The organism is Vibrio sp. 2304, assembly GCF_033339475.1.
GTDB lineage: Bacteria > Pseudomonadota > Gammaproteobacteria > Enterobacterales > Vibrionaceae > Vibrio > Vibrio alginolyticus.
Map to the genome: position 1 here is coordinate 121,851 of NZ_JAWOUQ010000001.1, position 22,395 is coordinate 144,245.

The 22,395-nt window shown below is 44.9% G+C and carries 17 protein-coding genes; 7 read left to right on the top strand and 10 right to left on the bottom strand.

Features of this window, described 5'->3' with window-relative positions:
* Window positions 1-58: 58 nt before the first annotated feature.
* On the bottom strand, window positions 59-643 hold the full coding sequence (locus tag R7P64_RS00610) for a flavodoxin family protein (RefSeq protein ID WP_017635653.1): 585 nt from the start codon (window positions 641-643) through the stop codon (window positions 59-61).
* Between the two features lie 231 nt (window positions 644-874).
* On the opposite strand from R7P64_RS00610, the gene R7P64_RS00615 reads away from it, so the two are divergent.
* Window positions 875-1,213, top strand: a complete 339-nt coding sequence (locus R7P64_RS00615; protein ID WP_017821886.1) for a hypothetical protein — start codon at window positions 875-877, stop codon at window positions 1,211-1,213.
* Between the two features lie 300 nt (window positions 1,214-1,513).
* Here R7P64_RS00615 and R7P64_RS00620 read toward each other — a convergent pair whose 3' ends face one another.
* The 7 genes from R7P64_RS00620 to R7P64_RS00650 form a co-directional block, all read right to left on the bottom strand.
* Complete coding sequence (locus R7P64_RS00620) at window positions 1,514-2,107, bottom strand: mechanosensitive ion channel family protein (RefSeq protein WP_065275558.1); 594 nt, start codon at window positions 2,105-2,107, stop codon at window positions 1,514-1,516.
* Window positions 2,108-2,600: 493 nt separating this feature from the next.
* Window positions 2,601-4,715: a type I secretion system permease/ATPase gene (locus R7P64_RS00625; protein WP_005374556.1), complete on the bottom strand. Its 2,115-nt coding sequence runs from the start codon at window positions 4,713-4,715 to the stop codon at window positions 2,601-2,603.
* A gap of 15 nt (window positions 4,716-4,730) precedes the next feature.
* Entirely contained in the window at window positions 4,731-6,644 is a 1,914-nt protein-coding gene (locus R7P64_RS00630; protein WP_005374560.1) for an EAL domain-containing protein, read from the bottom strand.
* Between the two features lie 5 nt (window positions 6,645-6,649).
* Entirely contained in the window at window positions 6,650-7,333 is a 684-nt protein-coding gene (locus tag R7P64_RS00635; protein ID WP_005374561.1) for a transglutaminase-like cysteine peptidase, read from the bottom strand.
* A 114-nt stretch (window positions 7,334-7,447) separates the two neighbouring features.
* Window positions 7,448-8,839, bottom strand: coding sequence for an HlyD family type I secretion periplasmic adaptor subunit (locus R7P64_RS00640; RefSeq protein ID WP_005374562.1), 1,392 nt, complete (start codon window positions 8,837-8,839; stop codon window positions 7,448-7,450).
* 173 nt (window positions 8,840-9,012) lie between these two features.
* Window positions 9,013-10,236 (bottom strand): sigma-54-dependent transcriptional regulator, encoded by a 1,224-nt coding sequence (locus R7P64_RS00645; protein WP_005383565.1) that lies wholly within the window; start codon window positions 10,234-10,236, stop codon window positions 9,013-9,015.
* The gene (locus tag R7P64_RS00650) at window positions 10,229-12,103 is read right to left on the bottom strand and encodes an ATP-binding protein (protein ID WP_213873676.1); all 1,875 of its coding nucleotides are present in this window, start codon (window positions 12,101-12,103) and stop codon (window positions 10,229-10,231) included. The genes R7P64_RS00645 and R7P64_RS00650 overlap by 8 nt, the downstream gene beginning before the upstream one ends.
* A 115-nt stretch (window positions 12,104-12,218) precedes the next feature.
* Here R7P64_RS00650 and pdxH point away from each other — a divergent pair, with 115 nt between their 5' ends.
* The gene (gene pdxH, locus R7P64_RS00655; protein ID WP_005374570.1) at window positions 12,219-12,854 is read left to right on the top strand and encodes a pyridoxamine 5'-phosphate oxidase; all 636 of its coding nucleotides are present in this window, start codon (window positions 12,219-12,221) and stop codon (window positions 12,852-12,854) included.
* A gap of 73 nt (window positions 12,855-12,927) precedes the next feature.
* On the opposite strand, the gene R7P64_RS00660 is transcribed toward pdxH, so the two are convergent.
* A complete protein-coding gene (locus R7P64_RS00660; RefSeq protein WP_017820063.1) occupies window positions 12,928-13,647 on the bottom strand; it encodes a PAS domain-containing protein in 720 nt (239 codons plus the stop codon).
* A gap of 971 nt (window positions 13,648-14,618) precedes the next feature.
* Here R7P64_RS00660 and R7P64_RS00665 point away from each other — a divergent pair.
* The 4 genes from R7P64_RS00665 to putP all read left to right on the top strand — a co-directional run bounded on the left by R7P64_RS00665 (window position 14,619) and on the right by putP (window position 21,317).
* The gene (locus tag R7P64_RS00665; protein ID WP_017820064.1) at window positions 14,619-15,431 is read left to right on the top strand and encodes an AraC family transcriptional regulator; all 813 of its coding nucleotides are present in this window, start codon (window positions 14,619-14,621) and stop codon (window positions 15,429-15,431) included.
* Window positions 15,432-15,836: 405 nt separating this feature from the next.
* Window positions 15,837-18,968 carry a bifunctional proline dehydrogenase/L-glutamate gamma-semialdehyde dehydrogenase PutA gene (gene putA, locus R7P64_RS00670; RefSeq protein WP_017820065.1) on the top strand — a complete coding sequence of 1,044 codons (3,132 nt, stop codon included), beginning with the start codon at window positions 15,837-15,839 and terminating at the stop codon, window positions 18,966-18,968.
* A gap of 11 nt (window positions 18,969-18,979) precedes the next feature.
* Window positions 18,980-19,687: a 1-pyrroline-5-carboxylate dehydrogenase gene (locus tag R7P64_RS00675; RefSeq protein ID WP_005383557.1), complete on the top strand. Its 708-nt coding sequence runs from the start codon at window positions 18,980-18,982 to the stop codon at window positions 19,685-19,687.
* Window positions 19,688-19,823: 136 nt separating this feature from the next.
* Window positions 19,824-21,317: a sodium/proline symporter PutP gene (gene putP / locus R7P64_RS00680; protein ID WP_005374582.1), complete on the top strand. Its 1,494-nt coding sequence runs from the start codon at window positions 19,824-19,826 to the stop codon at window positions 21,315-21,317.
* 124 nt (window positions 21,318-21,441) lie between these two features.
* On the opposite strand, the gene R7P64_RS00685 is transcribed toward putP, so the two are convergent.
* Window positions 21,442-21,975 carry a GNAT family N-acetyltransferase gene (locus R7P64_RS00685; RefSeq protein ID WP_262665447.1) on the bottom strand — a complete coding sequence of 178 codons (534 nt, stop codon included), beginning with the start codon at window positions 21,973-21,975 and terminating at the stop codon, window positions 21,442-21,444.
* A gap of 148 nt (window positions 21,976-22,123) precedes the next feature.
* Here R7P64_RS00685 and R7P64_RS00690 point away from each other — a divergent pair, with 148 nt between their 5' ends.
* Window positions 22,124-22,363, top strand: coding sequence for an RNA recognition motif domain-containing protein (locus R7P64_RS00690; RefSeq protein ID WP_005374587.1), 240 nt, complete (start codon window positions 22,124-22,126; stop codon window positions 22,361-22,363).
* Window positions 22,364-22,395: the final 32 nt, after the last annotated feature.

The window sequence follows — 22,395 nt, forward strand, 5'->3', positions numbered from 1 at the left end:
AAAACAAGCGATAAATATGAAGCCCCGAAGATGTATCTTACGGGGCTTCTTTTTATTGTTAGCGAGTGGAGAGCTTGTTCACGAGCATAGCGACTCGTTTGCCAAGATACTCTGCTGTTGCAACATCAGAAGCATGCAACTGACCATCTTCACCACCTTGTGCAACAATACCACCTTGTACACCATAACGATTCAGGTTTTGCTCCCCAGAATTGCTGATCTTATCCAACCCGACCCACATCATGCCGTGTTGGTTAGCGAGCGTTTGTAGATATTGTAATGTGCAAGATTGGTCGCCATTCATTGCCCCACCACTGGTAAAGCCAGCCGCGATTTTGCTCGCCCATTTTTGGTAATACCAAGATTCACTGCTTGCATCTGCAAATGCTTTAAACTGCGCTGCTACACCGCCCATATAGGTCGGTGAGCCAAAGATAATCGCATCACACTCAGCAAGTTCATCCATTAGTTTAGGGTTCACAAAACGTCCCTCAATAATCTCATTGCCTTCAATTCGGTGAGAGAGGATTTCACAGTCATCTTGCTGCTTAATGCCTTGTTGTTCAACGCCTGCGGCAATCGCGCGAGCAAGCTGACCAGTAACGTCGGTTTTAGAGAAATAAATAATCGCAATTTTGGACACAATGGTTCCTTTTTTCATTGTTGATTTTTAATCGTGCGACTAAGGCTAAAACCTCAAGCTAAGTTGAGGTCAAGAAGAGATTTGAGATAGATAAAGTACGAATTGGTATCTAAAGAGCTTTCTTATAGGGTAAGTCGACGGCATAACTACAGTGAATGCAACGACGATGAATGTCGTGTATAAAAGCGTTAAAGGAAGATCTTAAAGATGTAGAAAACTCTCTTGGAAACAATGATAAAGGTACCGATGCTAGTGATGATTAATAGGCGGAAAAATAGATTAAAATATGTAAACTCAGATCTGATCCAAGGCGGGAAAAGTACATTTCATCGTTTCTTAAGGCGAGGGATTATTATCATTATGGTAGGAGGCCTTTCTACAGCCTCTTCCACGGTATTTGCACACTTTATAGCGGGTGTGTTTGATGTGGATATGAATGTTCATCCAGAGAGCTTAGAAGAAAAAGTGCATGCACTACTTTTTGTTTCGGTCAGTCTTGTTTTTTACCTCTTTTATGCCCTTATCTCGCTAAATATTAGTGGGTGGCTCATAATGAAGCTAAAAATATAAGCTTAACTAAAACCATGTCCTTGTATTTTAAGGAAGATGGAACTAGTGACGATTTTTTCTTTGCTTGCACCATCTCTATTTTTTGTATTTATTTAAGGTTCGTAAATAAGAAGCTTCCTTTGGTTAAAGTGGCGCTTTTGGTTTCGGCGATGTGTCATGTTTTTATCATGAAAGAATACAGTGGTGACCTTCAGCTTATACGTTTTGTCTCTTCACTGTTTTTCGCCATTAACTTTGGGTTATTTGTGACCACCAAGTGATACTAAAAAGCCGATGTAGATACATCGGCTTTTTAGTGGGTTATTTCTTTCTGCGAGTATAAATCCGAGATTTTACTTTACTTGGCTCTGGCTTGTTTTTCGCCAGCTTTAGCACTGCTTTTTGCAAAATCTGGTTGTTTGGGTAAGTGATTAAGTTTCCGTTGTCGTGCTTAATTAACACGTGAAACATACTGATTTCTTGAATCTCACCGCAGATGTCTTCATCTTTATCTACGACTTTAATTCGGTCACCCACTCGGTATGGGAAGACAAAAAAGATCAAAAAGCTGGCAGTGATGTTGCTCAGAATTGACCACTGCGCGATAAACGCCACACCTAATACGGCAAAAATGGACGATAGGAACAAAGACACATCGCCATAGCCAATACCTGTGATAATGGCAAAAATAGAGGCGGTCAAAAATAGCAGCGCGACATTGAAACAGCGCTGAATAAAACTCAAACGAGCCTTTTTTACACCTTTCGTTGTTGCCAAATTTAGGATGGCTCGATTTACAACCCTCTTCAGGATGCGATACGCGATCAGGACAAAAATGCCCATCAATAGTTTGTAACCGAGGGAGCCCGTAGTGAAATACTGGCTCACTTGCTCTAATTGGATCCAATCATTCATTTCTTCATCTCGACGATATCTAGAAAGCGGCTTTTATAGCTGATTTTTTGCTGTAAGTAATCACAATTTTTCTTTACACCATTTGTCTCTGTGTTGAGGTTCCACAGAGTGCTATATAAGTTAATCAAAGACTTAGTGAGTATTACAAACTCTTTGGCTTCATTACTTATATTCAATCAAAGCTGACGTGATTTTGAAGAGAGCAATCTTTGAGCTGTATCCCATATCCGACATTCTATGACGCTAGTTCCCTATAAACGAGCTGAATATGACTTTTGTCCTGATAACCTAAGGTGTATTAATTGAAATAGCTTTTAGGGCGTTGAAAAATGGAAGAAGATGAAAAGGCGATTATGATTTTATTCGTGATTGTTGGCCTTGTACTCGTTTGGGTCGCGCTTGAAGAACTTAATTATCTCGGGCTCCCAATAAAATAAGCCCCGTTAAACACAAGTTAAACGGGGCCCTTGTCTTTTATCAATGTGAATTCAGGCTAGCTAACCGCACGCACTTTGCCTTGTTTCAAATCGTTCAGCACTTGCGCTTTAGGACCATCTGCGATGATGCTGCCTTTTTCCATCACAATTACGCGATCAACGATGTCGAGCATAGACGTTTTATGCGTAATCAGAATCAGCGTTTCACTAGGTTTCAACTGTGCTAATTGATGCTTAATGTGCATCTCTGAGCGGTTATCCATCGCACTGGTTGGTTCATCCATGAGTAGAACAGGAGGACGACCCAAAAATGCACGAGCGATCGTGACTGCTTGACGTTGACCACCCGAAAGCATTGCACCACCTTCACCAACTTGGCGTTCTAAGCCCGCTGGGTCAGATTGCGTAAACGCAGTAACACCGGCACGATTCGCTGCGTCTAGTACGTCACGGTCATCGGTTAATGGGCGACCTAGCGTAATGTTGTCGCGGATAGAACCAAAGAACAGATTCGAATCTTGCGGCACACAACCAATATTACGGCGAATGTCGACATGATGCAGCTGTGCGATGTCGGTATCATCAATGCGAACATGACCTTCCGTCGGCTGATACAAGCCCATGATGAGACGTTCTAACGTGGTTTTACCCGAACCGATACGGCCTATGATCGCTACTTTTTCGCCTGGGTTAATGGTCAAGCTCAAATCTCGAATCGACGCCACCGGTGAATCTGGGTAGTGGAAGGTCACGCGTTCAAGTTCAATTTTGCCTTGTACTATTGGACGGTGAATGTAACGTTTACCTTCTTCTTGTTCATCCGGCATTTCCATGACTTGATTGATAATTGTCATAGAAGACTTCGCTTGGTTGTAGCGCGTAGAGAGTAAGGATAACTGAACCAAAGGACCAATCGCGCGGCCGCTAAGCATGGTTGCGGCAATCAAACCACCCATGGTTAAGTCGCCCTCTGCAATCAAGTAAACGCCTAGGATGATCATCCCTACGTTACTACTTTGCTGCACAAAACCTGCTGCGTTTTGAATGCTATCCGTAATTCGGCGGCTTTTTATATTCCAGTTCGCCATGTGCGCAACTGCCTCTTCCCAGCGGTATTGGAATTGGCTTTGCGCACTGAGCATTTTTACGGTTTCTAACCCAGCCAAGCTCTCTATCAAATTGGCATATTTTTGCGATGCTAGGCGTGAACCCTCCTCAATGGAGCGGCGCAGCGGCCCTTGTATCAGTAGCGAGTGAATAATCAAAATGACCACGCCCACCATCGGTACATACACAAGATCGCCAGCCATTAGCCATATAATCACTAAGAACAAAATGGCAAAAGGCAAATCAATGAGAGCACTGACGGTCGCTGAAGTAAAAAACTCTCGAATAGATTCGAATTCTTGTAAATGGCGAGCGAAGGCACCGACCGAAGGCGGCTTTGATTCCATTCTAATCCCCATCACTTTGCTGAACAGTTTGGATGAAATCAGAATGTCAGACTTCTTGCCCGCCACATCAATGAAGTAATTTCTCAGCGACTTGAGAATGAAGTCGAACAGGAACACGACAAAGATGCCACTTGCTAGTACCCATAGGGTTTCAAACGCAAGATTCGGAACCACTTTGTCGTACACCAAGCGAGTGAATAGCGGAGCGGCAACCGCAAAGAGGTTGATGAGAAGTGATGCGATTAAAACATCACGGTAGATGCGTTTTGACTGCCACAAGGTGGACCAGAACCAGTGGCCTTCGTTGGTTTTGAGCACTTCGGGAGAGCGCTCATCGAAACGGAATTGCTTTTTAACTAAAAAGTACCGACCAGTGTATTGCTCAAGTAGGTCTTCTAATGGAATAGAGATCGGCACCATTCCACTTTCTAGGGTGGTGACTTCGGCCTCGCGTTTCTCCATATTGATGCTGTTGAGAACGCAAGAGTCACCGCCTTTAAGAACTAAGATTGCCGGCAGAATTAGGCTAGAGATGCTCTCCAGCTCTGCGCGGTTTTCCTTGGCAACCAATCCGGCCCTTTCCGCTGCTCTTGGTAGCAAAAATGGGGTCAGTTTACCGTCAGATAGCGGTAGTCCGTTGACTAGCGCTTCTGGCGAGTTAGCTAACCCATAGTAACGGCTAACGTAGATGAGCGAATTCAGTAAAGGGTCTTTCATCGTTGATAAACCTTTTTATTCCTTGTCGACGATGAATCCTTGGAATACCTCAACAAAGTGTTCAGTGAGGAAATCCAACTGGATTTGAGTTTCGATACGCGATGCGATAGTCGTAATACCAAGGTTGTGGGCAGTACGAGAGATCGACGTTAGCGTGAATTTTTGTTTTTCGTCGTGCAAGTTGTGTGTGAATAGGTAATCGAGCTTCACATAGTTCGGGCGGAACTCTTGGATGTATTCCAAAGATTGGAAGTTACGTCCGTAGTTATCTACGCCGAACTCAGCACCTGATTGGCGAATGGCATTACATAACAGTGCTGTGTGGTGAGGCTGATCGATAAAGCATTCCTCTGGAATTTCAAAGTGTAGCTTAGAGGCCACTTTGGCGTGTTTTTCCAGCATGCTAGTTGTCCAGCGAATAAACGATGGTTGAGACAAGCTACTTTGCGCGATGTTAATCGCGACTGGGTCATTAAGTTCACCATTTTCTAGCATCTTAATCATTGATTCAATGACATACTGGTCAAAGATGTTGGTGGCGTCTAACTGTTCTAGTGCGAATAGGTATTGATTCGCACGATACGTTTCACCATCTTTTTCGATGCTTGAAAATACTTCGTTGTGGAATACTTTACCCCATGTGTTTTTCGCAGCTTGGAAACGGAATTTAACCCAATCACTATGAATGGCTTCTTCAACCAACGCTTTCCATTGCTGTTTACCCATCAAACTAGAAGGTGTATCACTGCCAATGAAGCCGTATGGCTTGTCTGGTTGCGCTTTGGCTTTCGATAGTGCGTTGTCCACCATCGAGAGGATTTCAGAGCGCGTTTTCTGATCTTTGCTGTGTGCAACCCCTAGTGACGCTTTAGGTTTTGCTAAGCCTGTTGGGTCAGTATTTAGGCCGTTCACACAATTGACGATGCTGTCCGATAAAATGCGTAACTCGCTCTCATCCATATGAGGGAAAAGCAAGCCGAACTCATCACTAGACAAGCGAGCAATAGTGGCACCCGGTACATCAATGGTGTTTTTCAAACGTTGAGACAGTTCTTTAACGTGGGCATCTGCGCGTTGGTAATCTTTGGTCTCGTAAATGTCCCCAATGTATTCAGCATGGAGTAGCGCGATACCCCCTTGCGTTTGCTCTGCAAGCCATTGGTCGATTTGGTTGATGTAGAATGAGCGGTTACCCAATTTAGATATAGGATCGAGGTAAGCCTGAGCACGCAGACGTTGCGCCTCTTTGGCTTGCTCTTTGAATGATAGCTCGATTTGAGCAGACATCATGTTAATGCCATCTACCACCGCGATAAGATCTTTGGTTCTTGGACGAGCAAGCGGTTCACCAAATTGGTTATTCGCGATTTCATGCATTTTATTCACGATGGCCGTTAATGGTTTTAGCGAGCGACGTAGGATGTATGAAATTGCCACTAAACCAGCCAGAAAAATGACACTGAATACAGACAGCAAGCCAATAAAACCTTGCCAGAGCTGCTCGTAAGCTGCGCCTGGGTGGCTAATGATTTCTACTTCGGCGAGCTGCATCCAACCACTGGTCACAACACGCTTATCGTGAATCGCTTTAAATAGATTCATGTCGATAAACCATTGTGGCACCGTACTTGGTTTAACTGGGTAAGTACGCACGATCTGGTAGTCAGAATCTAATGCTGTAAGACGAACAACTGAGTAGGTGCTGCCGTCAAATAGAGCATTAATCACGGACTCAACCGCGACTTTATCTTTGTCCTTTAGGTAAGGAGCCAATGCCAAACCTACGGTGTTAATAGTGTTGTTGACCTCTGAACGTTGCTGTTGCTCCAAGCTGTCTCGAGTCGTGTTGAATTGGATTACGAATACTGATGCCAACAAGAGTATAAAGACCGTAACCATCCCCACCACAAGCTTCTTATATAGGGTCATGTTTCTCACTCGTCATAGTTAATTTTAGGTTTATTTAACTGCAACTTACGTTCGCGCGAGCGTAAGTCATTCCAAAGGCTCAACCGTGATGCTTTCCCTGCCAGCTCTCCAGTGCTAGCAGATGACTTCATCAACCACAGGTTTGTACCATTAAAACTGTATATCGGTAGCAAGTCGCTACGCTTAGAGGCTCGGACAATGTCAGGATTGATATTATCGAGAATGAGCGGCTCAGAACTTGGGGTAGGGTAGTAAGCTAATACCATGTGAAACTGATTCAGTTCGATGGCTTTTACGTATATTAACCGCATCTTTGAATCTGGTATTCCTAGCTCGAGTAAAGAGAAGTACTTAGCAATAGTGAAATCTTCACAGTCTCCTGCGTTACTCCCTAAAAATTCGAGTGGCGTAGCCCAATAATCTGTCTTTCCCCACAGTTTTATGTCGTCAACGAAATACAGCTGATTAAAAAAGTCGTTAACGCCAGCGAGCTGTTCATGAGTCTCTAATTGTTTAAATAAGTCGAGGTTCTTTCGCCATGTATTTACGCGCAATCCCGCACGTTCGCCGTACACCGCTGTGACCGTATTGACCCATCGTTGTTCTTTACTGTTCAGCGCACCAAGTTGGAACGACAAACAACTTAAGCTGATTAATAATGTAACTTTACGCTGCAAATTGGATCGCATATTCGACTCGTATCACAAGTATACTCTTCTAGAGAGTTCGTCAGTGAGAAATAAGTGCTTTTTATTTAATCACTTATCGCTCAATACTCCCTCTCGCGAGTATCTTAATGTGGTTTACTCCTTCAAGGCGTTCGTTTTGGCACTTAAAATCGGTTTAAGTAGATATTCCAAAACGGTTCGCTTCCCTGTGATGATATCGACCGATGCTGTCATTCCTGGAATGATTGGTAAATCTGCATCTTGACCAAAGTTTGTTTTTTCGGTGCGTACACGAACAATGTAGAAGCTGTTGCCTTCTTCATCTTGAGTGGTATCCGCGCTGATATGTTCCAACTCTCCCTCTAAACCGCCGTACTTTGTGAAGTCGTAAGCTGTAAATTTCACGATAGCGTGAAGATCTGGGCGTAAAAATGCGATGTCTTTTGGCGCAATTTTCGCCTCTACCAATAGTGTGTCTTCTGTTGGTACGATCTCGACGATATCCATACCAGGTTGGATAACACCACCGACAGTATTGATGTTCAGTGTTTTGATTTTGCCTGTTACTGGCGAATTCACAACCGTTCGGTTTACTCTATCTTCCAAGCCCACCGCTGATTCAACCAAAGCAGATAACTGGTCTTGGGCGCTGTTGAGTTTCTCTTGCTGTTCAGAGCGGAATTTGAGTGCAACATCAATACGGTTGAGCATGGATTCTCGAATCGCTGATTGCAATACGGGAATCTTGAGCTCACTGGACGTCATTTCACGACGGGTATCGTTGACTTGGCGCTGTAATTTGAGCAGTTCAATACGAGGAACAACGCCCTCGTCTGCCAAAGGTTTGGTGATATCGAGTTCTTTTTTCGCGTATTGGTAGCTTTGACGCAAGTTCCTTACTCGTGCTTGGATCTCTACCAAGTCCTGCTGCTTTTGCTGCACTTGTTGGTCAATAACAGAAAGTTGGTTGCGTAAATTATCTAGATCTTCGCGATATTCTGCTTTTTGACGCTGTGTGAGTTGAGGTCGAGTCTCTTCCAAGGTTGGTGGGAAGGTCAGTTTACCGTAATCAAGTAGTACACTTTGACGCCAGTTTTCCGTTTCAAAATCACGATTAACGGCAACACTGTTAATAGAAGCGGATAGTTGCAGCACAGATGCGGTAAGGTTGGCAACTTGTTGCTCACGTTCACGAAAATCTGAGCGAAAGCGGGTGTCGTCGATAAGCAGTAACTGTTGGCCTTTTTCAACCAACTGACCTTCTTTGACCAAGATTTCTTTGACTAAGCCACCTTCTAAGTTTTGGACTACTTGTATCTGTGAGGAGGGAATCACTTTGCCTTGACCAACCGTGACTTTGTCGATTTCAGCCCAAGATGCCCAACCTATTGCTGCAATGAAAAATAGCACCATAACCCAAAGCATAAAACGCGCGCTGTTGGGGGTATTGAGGAGCAATGCTGCAGTTTTGTCATCAACAAAATCCAACTCTTCATCGTTGAGTTTGTTGTAGTTATCTCGGCTCATCACAGTCCCTGCTTATATAATTACGGATTATCTTTTTGATCTTATTATTATTAACCGATCGTGTCAGCATGCTCGGCTAATAAAATATGAGAAGAGGGTTATTCTCTCTTCAAATGAGCTTTCTTACACTTTCTAAATCAAACAAAAGCATAATTAGCGCCGGAGTATAGCTATTACGCCTTGAACTTGGCTTTATCCAACTGATGTTTTTTTAGTTTGTCGTACAAGGTTTTGCGTGATACCTGTAATTCTAGTTGAACCTCTTTGAGTCTGCCGCGATGTCTTTGCAATGCATCGAATAACAAGCAATATTCAAAGTATTCTGTGCGCTGAGTCATACTCTGAATTTCAAGACTTTTCTCACTGTTCCAATCTTCCATTCTAAAAGTATCTGGCTTGAGGGCACGAAGTTCAGCAAATTGGCGTAGCTGCTTAACGTTTTCTGGCCATTCGAGACTGGTGAGGTGTTTGACCTCTTCTAGGCTGATATGTGGCGGCTGTAACTGATATCGGCTCGCGGTGTGGCGCACAAAGTGCTTGTATAAAGGCCCTATATCTTCCTTTCTCTCATCGAGCGTCGGTAAGTGAATTAGAGTCGCCAGGGATTTTAGAGGCGGCTCGGCTTGGGTGGTCGCGCCAAAAACACGTTCAAGTTTTGGGTGCTTGAATAAGTATTCCCATTGCTCAAATGATACATGCTCTGCGCTATGTAAGTACAAACTGCAGTGGCGTTTTCCTTCACTTAAGCGGTGTATGGCTTTGTCGAGCGCTTCTAATGAAAGCTCATAGAGGTCTTCACCAGAAGCGGCGATTAGCTCACTATCCGGTGTTGCATGTATGTCGTGGGCAAATTGTGCAGCGAGTCGCCGACCCGTACCATCTTGACCTACAAAAATGAGCGGCTGGCTTGTGGGCGCACTGATCAAGGCGCGACGAATACTAACCATGGCCTTACTGTGACCAATCATTTTCGGACCAACATGAGTTTGCATGTCGAGCTCTTTCTTAAGCCAGATGTTTTCTTGCAACAAGTTCAGTTTATCGCTGGCATTGTTGAGCGATTTCATGAGCTGTTCCGTTGAAAACGGTTTTTCTAGAAAGTCGTACGCGCCGCTTTTCATCGCATCTACCGCGGTTTTCACATCTCCATGTCCAGTAAGTACGATGAATTGAAAGTGATCGTTTTTGCTTCGCAAAGTTCGCATAAACTCCAAGCCATCCATCACGGGCATATGGATATCGGTAATGATAATCGCAGGCGTATTTGAGTCGATTACGCGTAAGGCTTCTACTGCGTTTGGTAAGCAGGTGACGTCTATCCCTTCAATCAGCAGGGCTTGAGACACGGCATCACGAATGTGTGGTTCGTCATCAACAAAGAAAACTGGGTTATTCATGGTCGTTTTCCACTTCTGGAGTACGTTTATTCTGATTGACTATTGGTAGCGTCACGATAAAGGTCATGCCTCCTGCTTGTTGTTCTGTGTTCTGATGTTTATAGGCACAGAGGGAGCCGTGATAGCTCTCTAAAATGCGTTTGGAGATGGTCAAACCTAATCCTAAGCCCTCTGGCTTAGTCGTAAAAAATGGATCAAAGATTTTTGCTAGGGCTTCGTCCGACATGCCAGGCCCGTTATCGGAAACAAGAATGTCGCAACTGTCATCATGACACTGAACAGCAATGGATATTTGCGGATCGATACAGTGGTTTTCCATCGCTTGTGCCGCGTTGTGGAAGAGATTGATCAGCACTTGTTCTAATTCAACGCTGTGAATGGCCAGCTTCACATCATAGTCGATGGCCGGAACTTTTAGTGTTACTCCTTGCTTAATAAGCTTGTTGCTCAAAATGCTGGTGGCAGTATGTACCGCGTCGTGCAGTACTGAGATTTCATTGTGTGAATCGTACGTGGCTTTCCGAGTAAAGACTTTTAAGCGGGCAATGACTTCCGAAATGGTGTCATTAAGTGTCAGCATTTTGCCCAAATTGTCGGCGACCATTGGGTATTTTTCCATTGCCAACAAACGCTGCGAGTTTTCGGTATAGGTTCTTAGTGCGGAAAGTGGCTGATTTATCTCATGATTAATACTGGCTGATAGCTCGCCCAACAGTGCCAATTTCGCGGCTTGCGTCAGTTCTTGTTGTGTTTGTTTAAGCTCTTGTTGGCTTTGTTCATATTGGCGGATGGTCTGTTGTAGCTTTTGGTTGGCTTCACTCAGAACTAGTGTCCGTTGCACTACTTTTTCTTCTAGGCTCACATTGAGATGGGCAAGGCGTGCTTTGTTAACTAGGGTTTGGAACCACGCTAACGCAATCAGCGCAATGAGCGCATATAAGATCAGGAAGACGATATCGGCCTGTAAAACGGCGGCAAGAACGCTGTTGTGGTTAATTAAGGCAACGACGCGAAACCCTTTATCCAATAAGTGTGTTGCGTATGCGAGGTAATTCGGTGATAGAAGCAATTGATTGTCATCAAACTCCGTGACACCACTGTGTGCCGTTAACTCACCAAAATATTCGGGTAAGGTATCGCCATATTGACGCGTTTCGGTAAGTTCATTTATTGCACTCGATGACAGTGGGAAAAGTGCACGATAGCGCCAGTCTGGTAAATTGCTCATAAACACGACATTGTGTTTATCTGTAATGAGTACGTCAGTCGTGGTTTGCGAAAGGCGCTGTTCTAATTGCTCCAAATTCACTTTTACTGTGATCACGCCAACGACTTCCTCATTTACCCACAGCGGAGATGAGAAGAAGTACCCACGTTTATTCGAGCGTACGCCTAATCCAACGTATTGAGCGGGCTCACCGCGTCGCGCATTTTTAAAATAGGGGCGATAGCTAAAGCTAGAGCCAACAAACGTATCTTCTTGCTGAAAGTTACTTGAGGCTATGACTAACCCGGTACGGTCATGAACGTAAATCGTATCGGCCAAACTTTGCTTCAACCAATCTGATAACAGTAGGTTGAGCTCTTGAGAGGGCGTTCCGCGCTCGACTGCTTTGAGTAGTCTTGGGTCGTGACTTAATAGGTTTGGTATCTGTTCAAACTTTGCCAGTTCGTAGTCCACTTCTTGTGATACTTGCGCGGCTTGTCTCTCTAGCTTTTGTTGCCATTGATCATGTTGGTATTGAGTTGCGTAATGATGAGTAAGCGCAAGCCCTGAAATGCCAACGGCACACAGTAGCAGTAAAAAATGACGTAGGGCTTTGGGGTTGAGTAAGTTCACGATCGGCTCACTGGTTTTTTGTGTCATGGTATCAAATGACGCACTGTGATGCTGTGAGCGGCAACGATAACAAGCACAATGATGTCCTTGTATTTCCTCAGTATCGGGAGCACAATCGACAAAAACGAGTGAAGGAGTAAAGATGGAACTTGCTGATATTCGTCGTGAGTACACCAAAGGTGGGCTGCGTCGTAAAGATTTGAAAGCTGATCCTATTGATCAATTTAATCTGTGGCTAGAGCAAGCAGTTGAAGCGGGTTTAACGGACCCGACTGCGATGACAGTTGCAACGGTTGATGAAAATGGCATGCCGTTTCAACGCATTGTTCTATTGAAAAACGTCGACAAAGATGGTTTTGTGTTTTACACCAACCTAGGCAGTCGCAAGGCCCAGCAGCTAGAGCATAACAGCAATATTAGTTTGCACTTCCCTTGGCATCCGTTAGAGCGCCAAGTTCATATTACTGGTGTGGCTGAAAAGCTTACCGCCGTAGAGAATATGAAATACTTTACTTCTCGTCCTAAAGAGAGCCAGTTGGCCGCAATCGCGAGCAAACAAAGTAGCCGTATTTCTGCCAGAGGTGTGTTGGAAGGTAAGTTTTTAGAGCTAAAACAGAAGTTTGCTAAGGGTGAAATACCAGTACCAACCTTTTGGGGTGGCTTTCGCGTAAAACCAAAGAGCATCGAATTTTGGCAAGGTGGCGAGCATCGCCTTCACGATCGTTTTCTTTTCTCCCAGCATGATGGAAGTTGGGACATTGATCGTTTAGCGCCATAGGCTTATGGTTCCTCATGAATAAACAAACACCGCCGAATTGGGGCGGTGTTTTTGTAGGTAGAAGCAATTCGAATTATCGCTCTCCATTCAACACAACCGATAATTGATGCTTAAGCAGCGTTTTGGGTACAACAGAGCCGTAGCCTGCTTCCATTGCTTTATCTATTAGCTCGTTCTTGCTGTTCGCTGCAAACTTATTACGTAAGCGTGCGACGTGACCTTCAACGGTTTTTGTTGATATGCCCATGACCTGAGAGATGAATTGTGGCTTTTTGCCATAGAGCAAGAGGAAAAGCGTTTCTTGCTCGCGGCATGTGAGCTTCTCTGGTTTTGGTTGTAAGTCAGAAAAACGAAAGATGGATTGTTGATTTGGGTTGGTACTGATTGCACGACAAACCCAATACCCGACTTCAATCACGGCGGTGTCGGTGAGTTCTCTTCCGTAGAAAATGGTGCCTACGATGTCGCCTTTGTCATCTCGCCACGGTGTTTTAGTAAATATATGTGCTCGCCAGCGGCCATCTGGATAAGGGTGGATATCCAGAATTTTTAGTGACTCGCCAGTTTCGAGAACGTGTTTATCTTGGCGTTGAAATTCTTGCGCGCATTCAGTGGTTGGGCTGGCCATATCAAAATCAGTTTTACCCAAGCACTCCTCGGGCGACGTGTGCCCTAACAGTTCTGCGTATTCCTGGTTTACGTATAGGAATACCGAATCTTTATCTTTGCATCCCCAACAACCTGGTAGCTGTTTAAGGAGGGATTGTTCTATGGTATCGACTGAAATATTCACAAAAGGACTCACTACATACTGCTTTTACCAATACAGAGACGTCCGTGTTACATGGCTCGTATTGATGTTGCCAAGTAGGCAGTTACGTTGCTAGAACACGTTCGTTGATTGGCGCTCAATCCAATTAAATTCATGGTGTTCGATGTTTTCGTCAGGTAGTCATAGACAACGACGAAATGGAACGAAGAGTTTAATTGGGAAAATGGTCTGTTTCATTACAGATATGTGCGCTCACGGATGTCCGCCTAATGTTCGGCTTACAACTCGTATCGTCCTTGATCATGCTTCCTACAACTCAGTTGTAATGTGGTTGACGTTCATATCACTTGTGAGCGAAAGAGCAGCACCTAAGCATATGAGAGGGACAGTGAGACAAAAGCTATGATATCAGCTTATGCCATTGTTTTCATTGTTGAGAAGCGAAAAAAAGCCAGCCTGAAGACGGGCTGGCAACACAAGATATAATCTTGTCGACGTGTAGAAGAGGTTCTAAATTACCTAGCGAGGGTCTGCTAAGTAAGTTAGAGGTATCAATGAGATACCGAGAGCTTTAGATCGTATGCATCTTAAAGCTCGATAACTAATGTATTGAATCAGAGGCATATTAGTAAGGGGGGAAATCCCTCTATGTTGAGTTTAAGCGTGGGTTTCGATCCGTTTCGGAGACGACTTATCTAATATGGAGCACGGTGTTTTACAAAATAACAGATTGTTCGGTAACAAGGATCTTTACATTGATTGATTATGTATACGTAAGGTGTTGCCTATCTATCCGTTTTTGTTAATAAAATTGGTTGCTCACTGACCGTAAATTAACCTCGCATGATCATCGTTCCGGAACTATGATCATGTAAATGAACTTGATCATGCTGATTTGATCTTGTCGATTGAGTTGGGTAAAAGTTGCAACCCAACAAAGAAGGTATATGATGCGAAGACGTAAGCTGACCGTGTAAAGACGACTGTTTGAAATGAGTGACTCAGATAACCAAAAAATCCTTTCATATCAAGAGATTATTCTGCCAAAGCCGGCGGAGCTGATCACACTTCCGTCTTATATGGATTGCCACGATCATTCTTATACGCAGATCGTGATTGGTTTAAAAGGGCAAGCCGAATTTGAAGTGCGCGGGCGAGGTAATCTTGTCGGCCCTGGTCAAGGTTGTGTGGTCACCGCATGCTCTGATCATGCTTTCGGTGGCGTCATCAATCAATCGGATATTTTGGTGCTGAATATGCCCAAACCGACAAATGATGATCCTGAAATGCTTCAAAAAATCAATAACCTGGAGAGAGATCATGTCTACTTCCAGTTAGATAGTCAAATTCAGAAGTTGATACAGATGTTGGTTCAGGAAATGCGAAACCATCCGGATGACCTGCTGTTAAGTCGTGCGTGTAACGACACTGTGATTGCATTAATGCAGCGCCATATCTCGGCATTTGAGACCAGTCGAAAAGAGTCGCGCTTTGATTTGGAGGCGATTGATCGTTACATTGAGCAGCACCTGAGTCATAAGATTAGTGTGGCTCAATTGGCCGGGCGAGTGTTTCTTGGGGAAAGTCAGTTCCATTGCTTGTTTAAAGAGCAGATGGGGATTACACCTCATCAATATGTTCTTGGAAAGCGTATCGACATGGCTCGTGAATTAATCGAGCAAGGGCACCTTTCTTTAGGGCAAATTGCCGAGTTTACTGGCTTCTCAAGCCAGAGTACTTTTACTCATACTTTTACTCGCTTACAGGGAATATCACCTTCCCGTTATAAAAAACAAGTTGGATAACAACGCGTTTTTTAGGTCAAATAATCATCAATCAGAATAAAGCCATGCACTATGCATGGTTTTTTTATGTTTTATTCACGTGACCTATCTCTCGTTTTTTTAAATTCTCTGTTCTTTGCAGTGGTTGATATGCCACTTGATCCTACATTTTCTCTTAGAACGAGCTCTTCACAAAAATCTTATTGATATTCTTGATATTTTGTTGTGAATGCAATGAAAAAATTAAAATTTACAACACAAAATATTACCTATTTGAATGTGACTATGTGGATGTTTTGTTATAAAAGCGAGTTTTTGGCAAAAATGTCGTAGTTTTTGACAAGTATTCTTATCGGCCTCAAAATACACTGCCAGCCATTGATAATCCTCGAAGCGGTTTTCGAGGAGTGAGATTGAGGAACACACATGTTTACAGCTACGAACGTGTTGACACCGGAATTTATCGGGCAGCCGCTTGATAAGTTGTGGTCACTGATCTCGCCATTATATATGGTGGACGAGTCTCAATGGCTAGAGCAACTATTGCCACTAGCGACGCCGACAGAGGATGAAAAATCGGCGATCACTACCCAAACGACCCACCTTATCGAAGCCATTCGTGCCGATAAGAAGTCAATCCAGATGATTGATGCTTTATTGCTGGAATACAGCTTAGATACTCAAGAAGGTATCTTGCTGATGTGTCTTGCAGAAGCATTAATGCGCATCCCAGATGCCGCGACAGCAGATTCTTTGATTAAAGATAAGTTGAGTGTCGCAGACTGGAAATCTCACCTGAAGAACTCTGACTCTGTGTTTGTTAACGCATCAACATGGGGCCTCATGCTAACAGGTAAAGTGGTTGGTCTTGGTGAGCAAGGCACCCAGAGCCCAGGTCAGGCTGTAAACCGTCTGGTAAATAAATTCTCTGAGCCCGTGATTCGTAAAGCCATGTATCAGGCAATGAAGATCATGGGTCACCAGTTTGTTCGTGGTCGTACGATCGAAGAAGCGCAAAAGAACGGTCGCCCAATGCGCGACAAAGGTTTCACCTACTCGTTTGATATGTTGGGTGAGGCGGCGTTAACTACAGCGGACGCGAACAAGTACTTCAAAGATTACCTAATGGCGATCGAAGCGGTGGGTCGCGAGACTTACGGTAACGACACCAGCCCTGCGCCTTCGATTTCCATCAAGCTTTCTGCATTACACCCGCGCTACGAAGTCGCAAATGAAGAACGTGTAATGACAGAGTTGTATGACTCACTAATGCAACTACTAAAACGTGCTATTGAAGTCGACGTTGCAATCACAATCGATGCAGAAGAAGCGGATCGCCTTGAGCTTTCCCTGAAGCTATTTGAGAAAGTATACCGTAGCGATCTTGTGAAGGGTTGGGGCAAGTTTGGTTTGGTTATTCAAGCCTACTCAAAACGTGCGCTACCAGTCTTGGTGTGGCTAAATGCACTCGCAAAAGAACAAGGTGACGTTATTCCTCTGCGTTTGGTTAAAGGCGCGTACTGGGACAGCGAAATCAAGTGGTCTCAACAAGCGGGTTATGCAAATTACCCAGTATACACTCGCAAAGAAGCGACGGACGTTGCATACCTAGCTTGTGCTCGTTTCCTACTTAGCGAAGGTGTTCGCGGTAATATCTACCCACAATTTGCAAGCCACAATGCTCACACGGTGACGGCAATTGCTGTCATGGCGGAGCACAAAGAATACGAGTTCCAGCGCCTGCATGGTATGGGTGATTCACTGTATAACCATGTTATGAAAATGTACGGTCAGCCAGTACGTATTTATGCACCTGTCGGTAGCCATGCTGATCTTCTTCCGTACTTGGTTCGTCGTCTGCTTGAAAATGGTGCGAACAGCTCGTTTGTACACCGTCTAGTTGATGCGCGTTGTCCAATTTACGAGTTGACTCATCACCCTGTGGATGTGTTGACGGGTTTTGACACGCTACACAACGACAAGATCCCATTACCTGCCGACATTTTCCCTGAGCGTAAGAACTCATATGGCGTCAACATCGACATCGACAGTGAAGCGAAGCCATTTGAAGCTCAGGTCGAAAGCTTCATGGACAATCAGTGGGTTGCAGGCCCGATGATCAATGGTGAGCGCTTTGCCGAAAGCATGATCAAGGAAAATGCGGCTGAGATCATCACCGCACCATACGATCGCCGAATTGAAGTCGGCAAAGTGGCATTTGCAACTCTTGATCACGTTTCCGCTGCAATTGATGCGGCGCAAACTGCTTTCTCTGATTGGAAAGCCGTTCCTGTTGAGCAAAAAGCGGCTTGTTTAGAAAAGCTTGCTGACTTAATGGAAGAAAACCTAGCTGAGCTGGTGGCGATTTGTCACAAAGAAGCGGGTAAAACGATTCACGATAGCATTGATGAAGTTCGTGAAGCGGTGGATTTCTGTCGTTATTACGCGAAACAAGCGCAAAACTTACAGCCATTTGAGCTAGAAGGCTTTGATGGTGTGAAACGCATTTCTAGCCGTGAAGGTCTTGGTGTGTTTGTGTGTATTAGCCCTTGGAACTTCCCGTTGGCTATCTTCCTTGGTCAGGTAACGGCAGCACTGATTGCAGGTAACACTGTGGTTGCAAAACCTGCTGAGCAAACAAGCTTAATTGCCGCTCGCGCTATTGAATTAATGCTTGATGCGGGTTTCCCTGCTGGTGTGATTCAGTTACTTACTGGTCGCGGCGCTGAGATCGGTCATGCACTGACTTCTCATGATGCCATTGCTGGTGTGGCATTCACTGGTTCAACGGCAACGGCGCAACGCATTAACGTCACGCTTGCGGAGCGCAGCGCGAAACCGGTTCCGTTTATTGCGGAAACAGGTGGTCAAAACGCAATGATCGTGGACAGTACTGCATTGCCAGAGCAGGTGGTGCGTGATGTGATTCGTTCGGCGTTTGCATCTGCAGGTCAGCGTTGTTCTGCCCTTCGTGTTCTATTTGTACAAGAAGATGTAGCAGACCGTATGATCAACCTGATTCAAGGTGCGATGAATGAGCTGCATGTTGGTTTACCTTACCTACACAAAACGGATGTTGGTCCGGTTATCGACAGCAATGCAAAACAAAAACTCCTTGCTCACCTTGAGCAAATGAGCAAAACACAGACTAAAGTCGCTCAGCTACAGCTGGATGAATCGTGCCAGCATGGTGACTTTGTCTCACCAAGTGCGTTTGAAATCTCGGGCATCGATGTGCTGAAAGAAGAACAATTTGGTCCAATCTTGCACATTGTTCGCTTTAAAGCGTCTGAATTACCGAACGTGGTTGCGCAGATCAACAGAACGGGTTTTGGCTTGACGATGGGTATCCATAGCCGTAACGAAACCACGTACCGTTGGATTGAGAAACATGCACGAGTAGGTAACTGCTACATCAACCGAGACCAAGTTGGCGCTGTGGTTGGTGTACAGCCGTTTGGTGGTCAAGGCTTGTCGGGTACTGGCCCGAAAGCTGGTGGTCCACACTACCTATTCCGCTTTACTCAACATCTTCTTGCTCAAGCAGAAAACGCATAAGGAGTCGCATTATGGTTCATCAGATCACCTATTTTAAAGATGCATTCTCTGCGTGGGAGCAGTGGAATCTGACTGATTTTGATTACAAATGCGAGCATGTTCTGGCATTTAAATCTGCACTAGAAGGGCAGCAGTCTACCGTTGCCAAAGTGGTTTCTTACCACTTGCAACAAGCATCAGCTCTTCTTGCAGAAACTCACCAGTTAGTTGGCCCTACAGGGGAAACTAACGAACTGTATGCCGCAGGACGCGGTGTGGCTTTGGTGATTTGTGAAAACAACATCGAGCCTGCTGATAATGCGTTATACAGTGCTTTTGCGATGATCACCTGTGCCTTAATTGCAGGCAACAGTGTGGTCGTTTGCAGTGACAATGCAGAGCTAAACCAATTGGTTAAGCAAGCTGTAGCGTTGGCAAACTTCCCATCTAACTTAGTCCAGGTTGTTGCGTACGATGCGTCTGCCCCGTTGCTTGAGAGCGATGTACGTAGTGTGGGTTATGTTGGGCGTTCACAGGTTGAGCATGCGCTCAATCTTCAACTAGCTAAGCGTGACGGTGCAATCGTCGGCTTAGTTTCTGAAACGGATTTAGAGTCACCGAAATTGGCTCATGATCCTCATCTCTCGTTGCGCTTCATTACTGAGCGCACTCGAACGATAAATATTACCGCGGTGGGTGGTAACGCAACTCTACTCGAGTTGGGGAACGAAACTCACTAACCTGACTTGTAATGCCAATCTGGAGTAACTGGACTGAGAGCCGGTCCAGATTGGTTTTTTATACTCTGATGTATTGCTGAGACGGTAAAATATCAGGGCAGGCAAGGAAGGAAATAATTATAACGAGGACTATCTAATGATAGAAAATAGCTTTGCTATCACGTCCACTTTTGTGGCGTATTTACTGATTATGGTTGCTATTGGCGTTTACGCGTATAAGAGGACTTCCAATTCATCTGACTACTTCCTAGGTGGCCGTAGCCTAGGTCCGTGGCCTGCTGCATTATCTGCAGGTGCTTCAGACATGAGTGGTTGGTTGCTGCTAGGCTTGCCTGGCTATGCGTACGCTGCGGGTATCGAGGCCTTCTGGTTAGCCGGCGGTCTACTTCTTGGTACATGGGCAAACTGGCTCATCAGTGCAAAACGCCTCCGTACCTACAGTATCCAAACTGACGCGCTAACGTTGCCAGAGTTCCTGTCACGTCGCTTCAACGATAAGTCGAAACTGATTCAGACAATCTCTGCGTTTTTCATTCTTCTATTTTTCCTTTTCTACACCAGCTCAGGTTTGGTCGCAGGGGGCAAACTGTTTGAGACGGTATTCGGTCTAGATTATACCTACGCTGTTATCATCGGTACGGTGTGTGTCGTTTCTTACACACTATTCGGTGGTTTCCTAGCGGTATCTTGGACTGACTTAGTGCAAGGTCTGCTAATGGCGGCTGCGCTAATGATTGTTCCTATAGCGGTAATGGACGGTGGTTTAGGTCAGCTAAGTTCTGATCTACATGACATCAACCCAGAACTTGCAACGCTATGGAATGACGCGAAAGGCGAACCATTGTCTGCAATTGCCATTATCTCTCTAGCGGCGTGGGGCCTTGGTTACTTTGGTCAGCCACACATCCTAGCGCGTTTTAAAGCGTCTCGTTCAAACAAAGATCTAACGACTGCACGTCGTATCGCAGTGATTTGGACGGCACTATCTATGGTTGGTGCAATGCTTGTTGGTCTTGTTGGTCTGGTTTGGGTTACGGGTCATCCGGGTACTCAACTAGAAGACGGTGAGAAGATCTTCATGCTATTGGTTAACGCAGTATTCCACCCTGTCGTTGCGGGTATGTTGTTAGCAGCAATCCTAGCGGCGGTAATGAGTACCGCTGACTCACAGCTCCTTGTTTCATCTTCAGCGCTTGCAGAAGATTTCTACAAGCAAGTATTCAAGCCAGAAGCGTCTTCTGAAGAAATCGTAATGATTGGTCGTATCGGTGTTATCGTTATTTCGCTTGTTGCGCTATTCCTAGCGATGACGCCTGATAGCTCAGTACTTGGCCTTGTATCTTACGCTTGGGCTGGTTTTGGTGCGGCATTTGGTCCTGCGGTTGTACTTAGCCTTTACTGGAGCGGTATGAACCGTAATGGCGCGTTAGCAGGTATTCTTGTTGGTGGTATCACTATCGTAGTTTGGAAGCAGCTAACAGGCGGTTGGTTTGATGTGTACGAAATCGTACCGGGCATCATCTTCTCTACGCTTGCCATCATTGTGGTAAGTAAAGCAACGGGTGGTGCTGCGCAAGACGTGTTAGACCAACACCAGTCGTTCGAGAAAAAACTGGTTGAACTAGACTAGTAACTTCCCGTATATGAACACAAAGCCCGCTATTTTAGCGGGCTTTGTTTTATCTGAAACTTAATTAACGTTAATGGCGGTAGCTTGAGATCAGAGCTTAGCATTGCTCGGTTAGATTGGAGTGTTAGTCGCGACGAATTTTGGCGTAAATAATGGTGTTACTCAGCTCTCCCGATGTAGTCAGACGTTCGTTTCTGAGCTCTCCTTCGAACTCATAACCACAGCGCTCGGCTACAGCCCTGCTCTTTTGGTTGGTGCTATCAGCATGAATTGCGATTCTCTTTGCGCCCAAGTCATCAAACGCATAGCGCTCAACTTCGAGCACAGCCTCGGCAACATAACCATTGCCAACGGCAGCATTATCTAACCAATAACCTATCTCAAAGGATGGTACGTCGGGATCTCGAATCATCAGGCCGACCGCACCCAGTAAGCGATCGCTTTCCTTTTCAATCATGTAGTAACGCAGCTCTTCTTCGAAGTTTTCAAAGTTTGCGATGGCTTTCTCTGTCCCTTCTATCATCGCTTCTAATGTCAGCACATGAGGCACCCACGGCAGATAGACTTCGAGAGTTTTTTGGCTGCGAACGACAGCTTGATGCGCCTCTTCGGCTCGTTCTAAACAAGCAGGGATGAGTTTGAGACGTTTCGTTTCCATGCCGACTCTCCTATGGGTGAAAAATGAACGGAAAATCATTTAAACAGATGTACTTAGAATGATCTAGTCAACGCCGTCATATTATTCACTTGGTTTGCCAGAGAGAAACTGAGAGAATCGAACCGTTATCAAACCAACTAGGTTCATTATGAAACTTTTAGTAAGAAACTTGGCTCGTCACATGACCGAGCAAGATATCCGCAAATTATTCTCAGCGTACGGCAAAGTAGAACTGTGTTCGCTAGTGCTTGATCAAGACACGGGTTTGTCGAAAGGCTTCGGTTTTGTCATCATGCCGGACGAAGCAGAAGCCATTTCTGCTCTTGAAGCACTGAATTTGACGAACGTAGAAAAAAGCAAAATTCGCGTGAAAGTCGCACAAGACTAATACAGAGAAAAGCCAGCGTTATTGCTGGCTTT

Bases quoted from the DNA above. Each gene is read 5' to 3' on its own strand.
- R7P64_RS00615 (WP_017821886.1), top strand. From the start codon at position 875: ATGATAAAGGTACCGATGCTAGTGATGATTAATAGGCGGAAAAATAGA.
- R7P64_RS00620 (WP_065275558.1), bottom strand. From the start codon at position 2,107: ATGAATGATTGGATCCAATTAGAGCAAGTGAGCCAGTATTTCACTACG.
- R7P64_RS00625 (WP_005374556.1), bottom strand. From the start codon at position 4,715: ATGAAAGACCCTTTACTGAATTCGCTCATCTACGTTAGCCGTTACTAT.
- R7P64_RS00630 (WP_005374560.1), bottom strand. From the start codon at position 6,644: ATGACCCTATATAAGAAGCTTGTGGTGGGGATGGTTACGGTCTTTATA.
- R7P64_RS00635 (WP_005374561.1), bottom strand. From the start codon at position 7,333: ATGCGATCCAATTTGCAGCGTAAAGTTACATTATTAATCAGCTTAAGT.
- R7P64_RS00640 (WP_005374562.1), bottom strand. From the start codon at position 8,839: ATGAGCCGAGATAACTACAACAAACTCAACGATGAAGAGTTGGATTTT.
- R7P64_RS00645 (WP_005383565.1), bottom strand. From the start codon at position 10,236: ATGAATAACCCAGTTTTCTTTGTTGATGACGAACCACACATTCGTGAT.
- R7P64_RS00650 (WP_213873676.1), bottom strand. From the start codon at position 12,103: ATGACACAAAAAACCAGTGAGCCGATCGTGAACTTACTCAACCCCAAA.
- pdxH (WP_005374570.1), top strand. From the start codon at position 12,219: ATGGAACTTGCTGATATTCGTCGTGAGTACACCAAAGGTGGGCTGCGT.
- R7P64_RS00665 (WP_017820064.1), top strand. From the start codon at position 14,619: ATGAGTGACTCAGATAACCAAAAAATCCTTTCATATCAAGAGATTATT.
- putA (WP_017820065.1), top strand. From the start codon at position 15,837: ATGTTTACAGCTACGAACGTGTTGACACCGGAATTTATCGGGCAGCCG.
- R7P64_RS00675 (WP_005383557.1), top strand. From the start codon at position 18,980: ATGGTTCATCAGATCACCTATTTTAAAGATGCATTCTCTGCGTGGGAG.
- putP (WP_005374582.1), top strand. From the start codon at position 19,824: ATGATAGAAAATAGCTTTGCTATCACGTCCACTTTTGTGGCGTATTTA.
- R7P64_RS00685 (WP_262665447.1), bottom strand. From the start codon at position 21,975: ATGGAAACGAAACGTCTCAAACTCATCCCTGCTTGTTTAGAACGAGCC.
- R7P64_RS00690 (WP_005374587.1), top strand. From the start codon at position 22,124: ATGAAACTTTTAGTAAGAAACTTGGCTCGTCACATGACCGAGCAAGAT.